Source organism: Armatimonadota bacterium, assembly GCA_029907255.1.
Taxonomy (GTDB): domain Bacteria; phylum Armatimonadota; class UBA5829; order DTJY01; family DTJY01; genus JAIMAU01.
On the sequence record JARYMF010000001.1, the window covers coordinates 289,303 to 303,924 of the forward strand.

At 45.5% G+C, this 14,622-nt stretch carries 11 protein-coding genes; 10 read left to right on the top strand and 1 reads right to left on the bottom strand.

Translation table 11 applies throughout. The features are described from left to right. The first annotated feature begins 5 nt into the window (after positions 1-5). The 10 genes from QHH26_01130 (at position 6) to QHH26_01175 (ending at position 13,423) form a co-directional block, all read left to right on the top strand. Complete coding sequence (locus tag QHH26_01130) at positions 6-461, top strand: methylenetetrahydrofolate reductase C-terminal domain-containing protein (GenBank protein MDH7480561.1); 456 nt, start codon at positions 6-8, stop codon at positions 459-461. A gap of 90 nt (positions 462-551) precedes the next feature. Next, the gene (locus tag QHH26_01135) at positions 552-2,219 is read left to right on the top strand and encodes a formate--tetrahydrofolate ligase (GenBank protein ID MDH7480562.1); all 1,668 of its coding nucleotides are present in this window, start codon (positions 552-554) and stop codon (positions 2,217-2,219) included. A gap of 470 nt (positions 2,220-2,689) precedes the next feature. Next, on the top strand, positions 2,690-4,570 hold the full coding sequence (gene cooS, locus QHH26_01140; GenBank protein MDH7480563.1) for an anaerobic carbon-monoxide dehydrogenase catalytic subunit: 1,881 nt from the start codon (positions 2,690-2,692) through the stop codon (positions 4,568-4,570). 71 nt (positions 4,571-4,641) lie between these two features. Then, a complete protein-coding gene (gene acsB, locus QHH26_01145; protein ID MDH7480564.1) occupies positions 4,642-6,819 on the top strand; it encodes an acetyl-CoA decarbonylase/synthase complex subunit alpha/beta in 2,178 nt (725 codons plus the stop codon). A 25-nt stretch (positions 6,820-6,844) separates the two neighbouring features. Continuing rightward, on the top strand, positions 6,845-8,185 hold the full coding sequence (gene acsC, locus QHH26_01150) for an acetyl-CoA decarbonylase/synthase complex subunit gamma (protein ID MDH7480565.1): 1,341 nt from the start codon (positions 6,845-6,847) through the stop codon (positions 8,183-8,185). Between the two features lie 59 nt (positions 8,186-8,244). Next, positions 8,245-10,200 (top strand): ASKHA domain-containing protein, encoded by a 1,956-nt coding sequence (locus QHH26_01155; GenBank protein MDH7480566.1) that lies wholly within the window; start codon positions 8,245-8,247, stop codon positions 10,198-10,200. A gap of 9 nt (positions 10,201-10,209) precedes the next feature. Next, complete coding sequence (locus QHH26_01160; GenBank protein ID MDH7480567.1) at positions 10,210-10,956, top strand: AAA family ATPase; 747 nt, start codon at positions 10,210-10,212, stop codon at positions 10,954-10,956. Positions 10,957-11,000: 44 nt separating this feature from the next. Further along, entirely contained in the window at positions 11,001-11,984 is a 984-nt protein-coding gene (cdhD, locus tag QHH26_01165) for a CO dehydrogenase/acetyl-CoA synthase subunit delta (GenBank protein MDH7480568.1), read from the top strand. Between the two features lie 23 nt (positions 11,985-12,007). Next, positions 12,008-12,796: a dihydropteroate synthase gene (locus QHH26_01170; protein ID MDH7480569.1), complete on the top strand. Its 789-nt coding sequence runs from the start codon at positions 12,008-12,010 to the stop codon at positions 12,794-12,796. A gap of 3 nt (positions 12,797-12,799) precedes the next feature. Then, positions 12,800-13,423: a DUF3786 domain-containing protein gene (locus tag QHH26_01175; protein MDH7480570.1), complete on the top strand. Its 624-nt coding sequence runs from the start codon at positions 12,800-12,802 to the stop codon at positions 13,421-13,423. Positions 13,424-13,537: 114 nt separating this feature from the next. On the opposite strand, the gene QHH26_01180 is transcribed toward QHH26_01175, so the two are convergent. Continuing rightward, positions 13,538-14,332 carry an AAC(3) family N-acetyltransferase gene (locus tag QHH26_01180; protein MDH7480571.1) on the bottom strand — a complete coding sequence of 265 codons (795 nt, stop codon included), beginning with the start codon at positions 14,330-14,332 and terminating at the stop codon, positions 13,538-13,540. Positions 14,333-14,622 lie beyond the last annotated feature (290 nt).

A 14,622-nucleotide genomic window follows, 5' to 3' on the forward strand; every position in this document is an offset into this window, starting at 1 on the left:
AAATAATGAGCCGATTGTCCGAGAAAATAGCTAGCTTCTGTGAAAAGCACCCGGTGTTACAAAAAAGCGTTTGGATAGCTGAAAACCTCATAAAGAAACCTATATTCAAATGTCAGGACTGCGGTCAATGTGTTCTGAGCTATAATGCGTTTACCTGCTGTATGAGGTGTCCGAAACAAATGCGCAACGGACCTTGTGGAGGTACACGCGATGATGGACACTGCGAGGTATATCCAGAGCGCTTGTGCATCTGGTGGCTGATATATCAGCGCGCAAAGAAACTACGCAGGGTGGACAAGTTAAGAAAATACCATATTCCTGTTGACCGACGTTTCGAGCATACTAGTGCATGGTTGAATATGTTCGCAGGAAAAATTGAGCCCTTGAGCCTTGGTTCCAAGCTTAAGCCTGGTGAGGAATATCCTCCAAAGCGTAAAGCTTTGCAGAAATCAGAGGAATAAAATTCCGCAATTTTGCCAATAAACACTCCTTTTTTGCTTGAGGATTTACTTGCTGATGATTTAAGTAGTTGTTGCGAGGAGAATCAGAAAATGTTATCAGACGTCGAAATAGCCCAAAAAGCCAAAATAAAGCATATCAAAGATGTCGCTGCTGAGTTAGGCCTTACCGAAGAAGACCTGATATTTTATGGCAGGGATAAGGCAAAAGTTAAACTGGATGTGCTTGAAAGTCACACATCTAAGCCGGATGGGAAACTAATCTTGGTGACGGCAATAACGCCTACACCGGCGGGAGAGGGCAAGACGACAACCGCCATTGGCCTTGCTGACGCAATCCGACGATTGGGGAAGTCCACATGCCTTGCGCTTAGAGAACCTTCACTCGGCCCTTGTTTTGGAATTAAGGGCGGCGCTACCGGTGGTGGCTATGCGCAGGTTGTGCCAATGGCTGATATCAACCTTCATTTCACTGGCGACTTGCATGCAGTTACAACGGCTCACAACCTCCTCGCGGCAATGCTTGATAATCATATTTATCAAGGAAACGAATTGGGCATTGACATTGGTTCAATCACTTGGAAGCGCGTCATGGACATGAATGAACGCGCTCTCAGGTTTATAATGATAGGACTTGGAGGCAAGGGGAATGGAGTGCCTCGAGAATCTGGCTTTGATATAACCACGGCTTCCGAAGTCATGGCTTTGCTGTGTCTTTCTAATGGCCGGGCAGACCTCCAGGCTCGCCTTTCTCGAATAATTGTCGGTTTTAATAAAGATGGTAAGCCGGTAACTGCAGAAGACCTCCAGGCAAGCAATGCAATGGCTGTGGTGTTGAAGGATGCGATAATGCCAAATCTTGTGCAGACGCTTGAAGGCACACCGGCATTTGTTCATGGGGGACCGTTTGCAAATATAGCACATGGATGCAATTCTGTTCTCGCTACTCGCATGGGGCTAAAGTTGGCGGATTATCTCGTTACCGAAGCTGGTTTCGGAAGCGATTTAGGTGCAGAGAAGTTCTACAACATAAAATGTCGGGTTGCTAATTTGAAGCCTGCGACTACCGTCATTGTCGCGTCTATTCGTGCCTTAAAGATGCACGGGGGTGTTGCACTCGATGACCTTAAAACTAGCAATCCTAAAGCGGTTGCAAAAGGTGTTGAGAATTTGGACAAGCATTGTGAAAATGTGCTTAATGTTGGTATCCAGCCAATCATTGCAATTAACAAGTTCCCTACAGATACCGACGAGGAGATTAAAGTACTATCGGATTACTGTGAAAGCACAGATTTAAAATGGGCTTTGTCCGACGTTTGGGCAAAAGGAAGCGAAGGTGGAATTGAGCTGGCTGAGCATGTTCTTGCAGCTTGTGAAAATGAGCAAAATTTCCAATTTACATATCCCCTTGAATTGCCAATCAAAGATAAGGTAAACATTATTGCACAGAAGTTTTATGGAGCAGATGGGGCAGACTTTCTTCCCACAGCAGAGTCCCAAATTGAAAAGATTGAGTCGCTTGGGTTTGGCAACCTGCCGATTTGCGTAGCCAAAACGCAGAACTCCTTGTCAGATAACCCAAAGGTATGGGGACGCCCCAGGAACTTCAAGATTACAGTTCGAGAGGCAAAGGTAAGCGCAGGGGCGGGGTTTGTCGTAATCTATGCTGGAAATATTATGACAATGCCCGGTCTGCCTAAGATTCCCGCCGCAGTTAAAATTGGGATAAAGCCCGATGGCGAAATATATGGGCTTTTCTAGCAGGCTTCAGGCAGTCTTCAAAGGCTTGCCATTATCGATTAGCTATTTCTAGAGTTTTCCCAACACCAAATAGTATTCCAGGGCACTATTGAGTATTCATATTCAGATAGCTAATGTTAGATAGCAAAATATGTCTACCTTTAGTAGCTTCTCTTTGCCCGGGTTTCTGTGTTTAACAGACTTTGCTTAAAAGTTTGAAATACGGCGGCGCATTTTAGCAGCGACTTACGTAATTAAAGAATGTAAGTCAATTTTCTGACGAAGTGGAGGATAGCAAAACTTTTTATACTTTAGGATGAGCAATGGCCTTTTAATAAGCAAAATCTTATCAAGAGTATGTTGCTAACCGATTATAATGTTGTAGTTATTTGTGCTCACTAAGTTGGTTTTTAAGGAAGTCAGCCCAGGCCATTTGACTACCCCATAACGTAGTAATCAGCTTTAGCAAAAAAAACGAGGAGACTATAAGGATGGCTGAACGGAAAGAGCGAACGGATGACAAGTTTGACGAGCAGATGCTTGACACGGAATCAGGAGTGAATAAATATCGGGACCGATATGAAGCAATGAGATCTCAATGTAGCCTTGGCATGCAAGAAACTTGCTGTCAGATTTGCAATATGGGACCTTGTAAAATCAACCCTCAAGAAAATGGCCCGGATATAGGAGTCTGTGGTGCCAATGCTGATACGATTGGTGCTTGGAACTTGGCACGCATGATTGCAGCTGGCGCTGCTGTTCGCTCTGAGTATTGTCGCGACATGGCAAATCTTTTATTAAAATCAGCTAACAACCAAGCGGGTGGTTTCAAAATTAAGGATGCTCAGGAACTTTTTGAACTAGCTAGCGAATTAGGAATTTCAACCAACGGACGTGATGTCAACCAAGTAGCAGCAGATGTTGCGGAAGTTATTTTATCGGAAATAGGTCGTCAGGATGGATATCTTAGGCTGTCGAAACGTGTGCCTCAAAAGCGGCAGGAGATATGGGAGGGACTTAATGTAATTCCTAGCGGCATAAACAGTGAAATTGTGCAGCTGATAAATGTTATAAGCTTGGGTGCTGGCAACGATTTTAGGAACGTAATCTGCCGTGGGATTAGGACTGCCCTTGCTGATGGTTGGGGTAGCTCAATGATTGCAGCCAAATTAAGCGATATCTTGTTTGGTCCGCCCAAGCCAATTCGATCTCAAGTGAACATTGGTGCACTTTGCGAGGACTCTGTGAATATCGTTTTTTGTGGAGATGCGCTTGCGCTTGCTGAGATGATTGCCACGGCTGCAGATGACCCAGAACTTACCCAATTGGCAATGGAAAAGGGTGCAAAAAATATAAGAATTGCTGGCATGTGTTCCGCTGGGAATGAGATTCTAATGCAGCACGGCTTTCCTGTCATAGGCGATTTCCTAGCACAGGAATCAGCCATTTTAACTGGCTTGGTGGACGCGATAGTTGTTGATACCCATTGTGCAATGCCTGCCTTGGATGAGCTAGTACGACGTTATCATACAAAGCTTATCACAACTTCTTCCAAGTGCCGGTTTCAAGGTGGAATGCATATTCCGTTTGACCTAGGCTCTCCATTAGAAACAGCAAAGCAGATTATTCGAGAGGCGGTTGAGAGCTATGCAAACAGAAATAAATCCCAAATGAAGCTTCCCGACTCGGCGGTTGGATATAGATTCATTGCTGGATTCACTCCCGAGAACTTGTATCGAGTTCTTGGCGGTACCTATCGTGGGACTTGTGGTCCATTGAACAATGCTATCATAGAAGGCCGTATCCGAGGGATTGCGGCAGTAATTGGCTGCAGTAATCCAAAAATCGGCGAAAGGAATAACTGCGTCGAAATAACAAAAGAGCTTATCAAAAATGACATACTGGTAATCCAAGGCGGTTGTGCAGCAATTGAATGTGCGAGAGCTGGGTTGTTAGCCCCAGAAGGCGCACAATATGCTGGATTGGGTTTGCGTGAGTTCTGTGAGGTGGTGGGAATTCCTCCGGTTCTGCATTTCGGGTCGTGTATGGATTGCAGTCGGGCGCTGGTGTTTTTCTGCAACATGCTTTCGGAGGGTAACGTTGGTGAGGACTTGAGCGATATTCCTATTGCGCTCGCGATACCTGAGTGGACAAGTGGAAGTTTAATCACGGTCAGCTTTTACATGGTTGCTTCTGGGATATTATCGGTTTTTGGGATGCCGTTTCAAACTTCGGATAGTCAAAACCTGAATAGCTATTTATGCAGTGGCATTGAAGAAGATTTTGGCGGCAGATTTGCTTTTGAGGTTGATCCAATTAAAACAGCTCACTTGATGATTGACCATATTAACATGAAGAGGAAGAGTCTTTAGTTGCAGCCTGTTTTGTATGAAGCCAAAGCTTAAAGCCGGAACCAAAAGTTTAGGTAAACGAGAGGTGAAAAGTGTCCAAAATAATTGCAAGCATTGCCATAAATGGAGCAAATAAAATTGTTTCGGAAGCCGAGAAACGTTGGGAAGAGTTGCGTGAGTCTAGAGGTGAGAGCGCAAAGGTTGAGTTTCCCGAAACGGCGTTCTACCTCCCAATGGCAAATGCACTGCTTGGCGTAGAAGTCAAGACGGTTGGCGAAATGAAGCCAGTGTTAAATCATGCAAGGCAACTGATATCTAGCGTGCCTGCCGAGGAATGCTGGCTACCATACTTAGGAGACATGCTGGATGCCGGTGTTGCATCATTACTAGCTGAGGAAGTTATTGTTGCACTACGCTATTTGGAAGGCGAAGAACCCCAGCCTGATTGCAATGGGTTCTTTTCGGATACAATGATTAGAACGCTGGGGTTGCAACTTGTAGACGGCAGAATGCCCGGCTTTGCTGCAATCATTGGTGCGGCTCCAGACGTAGATACCGCGGTTATGATTGTTCGCGAACTCCAGAAAAGAAGCATCTTGACTTTCGTGGGCTCCAACGTCAATGGTGTTAGCATTATTGACCAATTAAAAGAGGGCAACGTGGAGATGGGATGGGACACATATGTGGTTCCCTATGGCCGTGACACAATAACTGCTATCTATCCCCTACATTGGGCAATTCGCAGTGCATTAACATATGGTGGGGTTAAGCCTGGAGAGGCTAAAAAGGCATTAGATTATTGTAAAAATCATGTATTTGCCTTTGGATTAGTGCTAGGTGAAGTGGACGAGATTAAGTGCGCGACTGGCGCCGGGGCAATTAGCATGGGTTTTCCAATAATAGCTGACACGGTTGTTCCTCAAATTTTGCAAAGCGGAATATGCACCTATGAGGCATTGGTAAGCGAGCCGGACCACGGGAAGATTGTGCAAAAGTGCGTCGAGGTACGCGGCGTAAAAGTTACAATCTCTGAGATTGACATACCAGTGTCATATTCGCCAGCTTTTGAAGGTGAGAGAGTAAGACGCGAGGACATGCATGTTGAATTTGGAAGCAAATACTCAACCGCCTTCGAATATCTAAGGGCAAGAGATCCTAGTGATATTGACGATGGCAAGATTGAGTTAGTTGGCGCAGATATTGATTCAGTCGAACCTGGTTCGGCTATGCCCCTTGGAATAGTAGTTGATGTTGGCGGACGAAAGATGCAGAAAGACTTCGAGCCGATTATGGAACGCCAAATTCATATGTTTCTTAACGAAGCGATGGGCATCTTCCACATGGGGCAGCGAAACATTATTTGGGTGCGAATTAGTAAAGAGGCATATGAGAAGGGATTTCGGCTCAAGCATTTCGGCACTATTTTGTACGCACAGATGCACAAAAACTATGGCAAAATCATTGATAAGGTAGCGGTAACCATCTATACCGATGAGCAAGAAATCCAGAGGATACTTCCTGAAGCGATAGCGGCATACAATGAGCGCGACGAGCGTGTTGCCGGCATGACAGACGAAAGTGTAGACACATTCTACTCTTGCACATTGTGTCAGTCGTACGCGCCGAATCATGTTTGCATCATCACTCCTGAGAGGTTGGGTCTCTGTGGCGCATATAACTGGCTGGACGCAAAGGCTGCATACGAAATGAACCCTGCAGGTTGTAACCAGCCAATTAGTAAAAGCCGTTGTATTGACCCTATTCTTGGACAGTGGGAAGAAATAAATCAGTTTGTCTACGAACACAGCAAGCAGGCTGTTTCTGCTGTGAGCCTATATTCTGTAATGGTTGATCCAATGACTTCGTGCGGCTGCTTTGAATGCATTTTGGCAATCGTGCCAGAGGCAAATGGTTTTATGATTGTGAATCGCGAATACTCAGGGATGACTCCCTCAGGTATGTCGTTCTCAACCCTGGCGGGTTCGGTTGGCGGAGGTAATGTAACGCCCGGCTTTTTAGGAGTAGGACGTCTTTATGTTGTCAGTCGCAAATTTGTCTCCGCTGATGGTGGACTAAAGCGGCTTGTATGGATGCCAAAAGAGCTCAAGGATTTTCTGCATGATAGGCTAATCGAGCGTGGTAAAGAGATTGGTATTCCAGATATGATTGATAAGATTGCAGATGAGACGGTAGCTACTACTGCTGAGGAGCTTTTGTCATTCATGCAAGAGGTGGGTCATCCAGCTTTGGAAATGCCTCCGCTGTTCTAATTCGTTCAATTTAGGAGAAATAAAAATGGCTTTGAAGGCTCTTGATATCTATAAATATTTACCAAAAACAAACTGTGGTAAGTGTGGCTATCCTACATGCCTTGCATTTTCTATGCAAATGGCGGCAAAAAAAGCGAACCTCGCAGACTGCCCGGAAGTTACCGAGGAAGCACGCGCCGCTCTTGAGGGTGCTTCGTCTCCCCCAATTCGCCTTGTAACTATCGGTGTAGGTGATAAAGCAATCCAAATTGGCAATGAAACTGTCCTGTTTCGTCATGACGAAACGTTTTATCATCCAACCGGAATTGCTGTAAGGATTTCTGACGACGAGAAAGACGGAAAACTTGAAGCTGAGATTAAGGCAGTAAAAGCTCTTTCGTTCGAAAGGGTAGGACAGAGAATTGCCGTAGACATGGTTGCTGTGCATAACACTTCGGGTAGCAAGGCGAACTTTGTGGAAGTAGTTGAGGCAGTTGGGGAAACCGGTCTTGCACTAATTTTGATGTCTAAAGATATTGACACTCTGGCAGCGGCTCTGGACGTTTGTGGAGCAAGGCGACCATTGCTATACAAGGCTGATGCTGGAAATTGGGAACAGATGGCAGAGCTTGCGCTGAAATACGGGGTTCCTATTGTTTTGGATGCGTCAAACCTTGCTGAAGCGGCTGATTTGACGCCAAAGCTGAACAAGGTTGGGGTGCACGACATTGTGCTTGACGTTACAGCGAATGGATTAGCTGAGACGTTGTCAGCTCTAACAAAAGTTCGCCGTCTAGCACTACGAAAAGGTTTCCGTCCGCTTGGTTACCCTTGCATGGCAATTCCAAGCAGTTTAGATCCCGACCTAGCGGCACTCGAGGCTGCTACCTATGTAACTAAGTATGCAGCTATCACGATTGTTGATTCGAAAGAGCCGTGGAGAATCTTACCGATACTAACCGTGCGGCAAAATATCTTCACAGACCCAAGGAAGCCTGTGCAGGTCGAGCCAAAGGTATATGAAGTTGGGGCAGTTAATGATAAGTCCCCGCTATTGGTTACAACCAACTTCTCGCTAACATACTACACTGTCGAGAGCGACGTGGAGGCAAGTCGTGTCCCGGCATATATAGCAGTAGTGGATACCGAGGGTACATCGGTGCTAACTGCTTGGGCATCCGAGAAGTTGACAGTCGACAAAGTAGCTAGACTCTTAAATTCCCAAGAAGTTCAGAGTAAGGTTTCACATAGAAAAGTAATAATCCCAGGTTATGTATCAGTTATGAGCGGCAAGCTTGAGGACGAATCAGGATGGAAGGTATTGGTTGGCCCGCGGGAGTCTTCAGGCATTCCGAAATACCTCAAAACGATGTGGAAAGCAGATTAGGATAATCTTTCGGCTATTGAGTTTTCCTGCCAGTTTCTTTTTACTCAAAGGCAACACCAATGGATAAGCCTGCATCGAAAAACAAGTTAACAGTTACGTTTTTGCCAGACGAAAAAACGGTCTTGGTTGACTGCGGGAAGAGCATTTTAGAAGCCAGCATACTAGCAGGTATCCCAATCAACGCGAACTGTGGTGGCAAAGGAGTGTGCGGGCAATGCAAGGTCATTGTCAAGTCTGGAGAAGTAGATGCTGAGCCAACGTTTAATCTAACGAGCGAGGAAATCAAGCAAGGATATGTTCTTGCATGCAAGTGCCATGTGGTTGGAGATATGGTTGTTGAGGTGCCAGCCAAGGCGCGATTTGATGATATGCTTTACCCAAGAGGGAGTGATGATTTCGAGTCCGATTCTAGGCCAGCGCTGGTAGGAGTAGGCAAGCTTTACCCTCATGATCCGCTGGTAAAAAAAGTTTATATTAAAATGCCACCGCCAACATTGCAAGATAGCCTCAGCGACATGGAGCGTTTGTTTAGGGAACTTAGGAAAGAATGCGGTTTAACGCAATTTCAGATTGATTTAGAGCAGTTGAGGCAATTGCCAAAGCTATTGCGGGAACAAGACTGGAAAGTAACAGCTATGTTGAGTCAGTGCGGCAGTGCGGCTGACATAGTTCAAATACAGAGTGGCGATACGTCTGGCAGCAATTACGGTGTGGCGGTGGATGTTGGCACTACTACTATTGTAGCTTACCTCGTAGAATTGAATACATGCAAGACTATTGCAGGCGATTCGAAATATAACTCTCAGATACAATATGGCGAGGACGTAATTTCTCGAATAATGTTCGCAAATACAGAAGAAAAGCGCAATCAATTGTCTGCTTGTGTTGTAGCCGACATAAACAACCTGATTCAGAGGTTGGCTAAAACCGCTGGCATTGCTCCACATGATGTGAACTTTGTAATGTGCGCTGGTAATACGACAATGATTCACTTTTTGTTGGGTCTCGAACCAAGCAATATTCGTGTAGACCCGTATGTCCCGGTAGCAGTTGCACCTCCGGTGTTTTTAGCGGCTGAAGTAGGAATAAATATTAATCCATGCGGATTGCTGGGTTGTCTGCCGTCAGTTGCCTCTTATGTTGGAGGTGATATTGTCGCCGCCGTTTTGGTGTCCGGAATGCTCCAGTCTGAGTCACCTTCAATGTTAATTGATTTAGGTACTAATGGAGAGATTGTTGTTGGCAACAAGGAATGGTTGGCTTGTTGCTCGGCTTCGGCAGGGCCGGCTTTTGAAGGTGGTGGTATCTCTTGTGGAATGCGGGCAACCATCGGGGCGATTGATAGAATTTCAATGGAAAATCGCGAAACAGTTTCTTATAACGTGATTGGTGGTGGAAGGCCACTGGGAATTTGCGGTTCTGGAATGATAGACGCAATTGCCGAAATGCTTCGCTGTGGTTGCCTTGACCGTAGTGGTGCTTTTGTTGCCAACAAAAATTCAAAGCGAATACGTGAGGGCGAGGAAGGTTTGGAATTTGTTCTCGTAGATGGCGATGAAACTGCCACTGGTAGAGACATAGTCATAACCCAAGCTGATGTGGAAAACTTTATTCGCTCGAAGGGTGCTATTTATCATGCGGCAGAGTGCTTGCTCGAGCGAGTCGGTATGTCTTTCCAAGATATTGAGTGTTTCTACATTTCAGGGGGTTTTGGGAACTACTTAAATGTGAGGGAGGCAATAACGATAGGGTTGCTACCCGACATCCAGGAGAATCGGTTCTGCTTCATCGGAAATGGATCAGTTCAGGGAGCGAAAACCGTTCTATTGTCAAGGCAGGCGTTTGAAGAAGCCAAGGCTGTTGCATCTAGGATGACATATATAGAGCTGAGTACCGACGCTAGGTTCATGAATGATTACACGGCAGCGCTTTTTCTGCCACATACTGACATAGAAAAATTTCCGTCCGTGGTTGCAGAGATTGGACAAAACAACCAAAAGTTCAGATTAGGTTAGAGGTAAATCGTGGTTATTGCTGTATCAGGAAAAGGTGGAGCTGGCAAGTCAACGCTGGCGGCACTTATTGTTAGGCATCTGTTAGGGAAAAATGAAAAGCCTATTCTTGCGGTCGATGCTGACCCAAACAGCAACTTCGGCGATAAGCTAGGACTCATGGCTGATATAACAATAGGCAGTTTGAGGGAAGATGTACTCAAATCTAAATATGCTGGTCCTGCGGGGATACCAAAGCAAAACTTAATCGAGTATGGTGTTCAAGACGCTGTTGCTGAGGGAAAAGGTTTTGACCTGATGGTTATGGGGCGTGGAGAAGGCCCTGGGTGCTATTGCTCGGTGAACAACATGCTTCGAACCTTCCTACAAGGATTGTCTTCAAGATATAAACATGTTGTAATTGACAATGAGGCTGGGATGGAGCACCTCAGCCGGCGCACGAATGACAAGGTTGATCTCATGCTCATTGTAAGCGACCAAACTCCTACGTGCATGCGGTCCGCAAAGCGAATTGCAGAGCTTGCTTGTGAACTGGAGGTAGTTCGTGGGCAAATGTGGCTGTTGCTCAATCGTGTTACCAATTGTGGGGAAGTCGAACGTTCTGCGAGGGAATACGTGGGGCTAGAACTACTTGGTTGCATTCCTGAAGATTCCCTAATTCAGAAATATGAGCTTGAGTGCAAGTCAATTCTGGACCTGCCGAATGATTCAAAGGCGGTGACAGCATTGGCTCAAGCATTCGAGCGCATTGGAATGTGATTCTTCATTGATAATTTGGAGATACCAAAAGGAGAACAAAAAGTATGACTTTTGAGGATCCTATAGAAAAGTGGTCATCTGGAGTTGCTACGGTTACCATAGGCGCCACAGCTTCAGAGGGTGGAACTCGCTGTAGAAAAATAGACATTGGTGGTGCTACAACTCTTCCATTTTTAACGTTTGAGGGTATAACGCCAAATAAACCCGTAATTGCGATGGAAGTGCTTGATTGCATGCCTTCCGATTGGCCCGAAACTTTGATCAAGCCGTTTGCTGACGTTATAGGTAAACCAGGTGAGTGGGCAGCGAAGTGCGTAAGCCAATATGGCGCTGAGATGATATGCCTCAAGCTTGAAGGCATTCATCCTGATTCAGAAGACAAGAGCCCAGATGAAGCGGTAAAGGTTGTTGAGGAAGTGTTAAAAGCGGTAGATGTTCCATTGGTGATTTGGGGTTGTGATGTTGATGAAAAAGACAACGTTGTTCTCCCTGCGTGCAGTCAGGCGGCGGCAGGTGAGAGATGCTTGATTGGCACAGCTAAGGAAGACAACTACAAGACACTTGTCGCGTCATGTATGGCAGATGGACATGCACTAATCGCGGAGTCTCCGCTTGACATTAATATCGCCAAACAGCTTAATGTGTTGATTTCCGAAATGGGCTTCCCCCTCAATCGAGTTGTAATGTATCCAACTACGGGCGGGCTTGGCTATGGCATCGAATATGCTTACTCAATCCAAGAACGGGGACGGCTTGCGGCACTAATGGGTGATAAGATGATGTCACCTCCCGTCGTTTGCCAGATAGGGCAGGAAGCGTGGAATGCAAAAGAGGCAAAGGCAACCACTGAGGAGGCACCTCATTGGGGACCAGCCGAAGATAGAGGCATAATGTGGGAAGCTATGACAGCTGTTATGCTGTTGCAGGCTGGTAGTGACCTGCTTATCATGCGCCATCCAAAAGCTGTAGCGATGGTCAAGCAGATTATTGATATGCTTATGGGTAAACAACAAGCTACTGAAAAATAATTTATTGAAAGGAGATTTTTCACGTGATTATAATCGGCGAGCGCATCAATGGAATGTTTAAGGCTGTAAATGCGGCAATTCAAGAAAGAGATAAAGCTACAATCCAGGATCTTGCATTAAAGCAGGTGGCAGAAGGGGCAGACATGCTTGACATAAATGTGGGAACGGCCACGGAGGACCCAGTTGGAACCATGCGGTGGCTTGTTCAGACGGTTCGTGAAGTAACTGAAGTTCCTCTTTCGATTGACAGTCCCAATCTAGCAACAGTAAAAGCTGGATTGGAGGCTTGCTCAGGGCCAAAAATGATTAACTCGACTACGGGCCAGGATGAGGTGCTCAATAATTTCCTTAGCCTCGCCAAAGAGTACGATGCATCCATTGTGGCTTTGTGCATGGATGAGAAGGGTGTGCCGGTTGACGTTGACGGGCGCGTGGAAATTGCCATGCGCGTGATAGCAAAGGCTATGGAGTTTGACGTTCCTATTGATAAGCTTTACATAGATCCTATTGTTCTACCTGTAAAGGCCGACCAGACAGGTCCTGGGAAGGTGCTTGAGTCTATCAAGCAGTTCACAATGCTTTCGGAGCCAGCGCCGCACATTGTTATTGGATTAAGTAACCTTTCCCAAGGTGCTGTTGAGCGGAAGTTGATTAATCGAGTATTTTTAGCAATGGCTATTGGAATGGGGCTCGACACAGCAATTTTGGATCCCCTAGACACTGAACTAATGGATACTCTAATTACCGCAGAGATGTTAATGAATCGAACAATATACAGCGATTCCTTCCTAAAAGCGTATCGGCAGAGGTAAAGGATGTTGCCTCCTGGTCAAAAACCATACGACTTGGCATTGCAGATAGGACTGGATGCGTTAGTCGAAAGCCCACCGTCAAAGGCAACACTTGAGGCACTTGGCGCGCGTAGAAAAGATAACGTAATCTTTGTCCCGGCGCTGAATAGGGTATTGCTTGTTGATTTACTGCGCCGAGATGTATTTGTAGAGGGCAATGGGAAGGCAAAACGCAAATGGGCTGTCCTGTGTGTTCATTACCTTGCCTCAAAGGATGTATCTGTCGACTCAAGGGAAATGACATTCAATAGATTTTTAGATGCTCAAAGCTATGGGATTGTTTACCAAAAGCGAATTATTGGGCGTTTTTTAGCGACTTCGGGAAGAACGGCTGAACAGTTTATCAAGTTGAGCGAGGAGCTAGGTGGGGAGCGCCTTCCTGAGCCAGGGGTTCGTTATAGATTTTTTATTTTACCCCGTGTGCCGGTTATCCTAGTTAGATATGAGGGCGATGAGGAAATTGGCCCAGGTGCAAATGTTATTTACCAAGCAGATGTCGAGCATCTTTTGCCAGCTGAAGATAGGGTAGTAAGTGCAGAACTCTTATTAGATGCACTTTCGGGTGTAGATATGATGGAGCCAAGCTAAAATAACCTTCATGGAACAAAAGTGCCGACACAGCTCAGTCCAAAATGTTGTTATGTTTCTTTGTGGCGTCGCTATAGATATTACACAATTGTCTGAATGAAAGCTGTTAAGTTTTTATAGGATTCCGAGATTTGCTCTTGCTCCTGTGCATGGTCGGCATGTGGGATTTGTACAGAGCAAAATATCTGGCTTTTCTGAGATCATCTCTTGCACACGTTTTACCACATCTCTCCCAAACATCAGCTTAATGCGGGACGGGCCTATACGATAATCGCGTATTTCTCCATACCGTCTAAGCATATATTCCACCGCATCAAAGGCATTACTGCATGACGTTGAGGTATCAATTTGGTGTTCGTATATCGAACCGTCTGGCATAAGTACTTTGGCATAGGGTAGGTTTTCAGTCCAACCCACCTTTGGGACACCGGCGTATTCCTCACCTAGGTGAACTGTTGTATTGCTTGTGTTTGAAACGCCAAGAAGTAGCACCTTCCCACCCATTTTGGCAAGCCGATCTATTGGGCTGCCTATTCCAACAGCACGGTAAGATAAATGATCTTTGGTTAATTCAACTGCATCGGGTCCAATTACTGCAACAGAATGAGTTGGGTGAAGACTCCGAATAGCGTTTGGCCTTTTTCGTCCTAACTCGGGAATTATGCCGGTCAAACACGGAGTCTCCGCTGGGTTGAAATATGGTTGAGCAATGTTTCCGGTATAGTTGAACGTAGGAAGCATCAGATTTCCACCGGGACTTATAGCTTCAATCAACGCATCAATAACAGTTTCCGGTCCTCCTTCAACAGGACCTAAGCTTCGAAACGAGCTGTGTACAATCAGACTATCGCCTGGTGATAGTCCAGCTTCCCTGAGAGATTCGACGATTTCTTTCTTTGTTAGAGCCATGGGATCTCCGCATCCTAATTTGTTTAAATGCTGTATTCATAATTTTAATACTCAAGGTGTTTTCTGGCAAGCCAAAATCCTGCAAATATATATCCGAAATTAAGTGCCATCGCGTGCTGAGAAATTGCCAATATGGTATGTAAGTTAACATTCTATAATCGCTTAATATTAACATAACAAAGGTTAACAATGATTGCGCCGTGAATTAGGTGATTTGAATTAGTGTTTGATTTATAATGCTTTGTTTTCCTTGAAACTGTTGCTTTTTAAAGCCTTCCTTACGTCTTGTT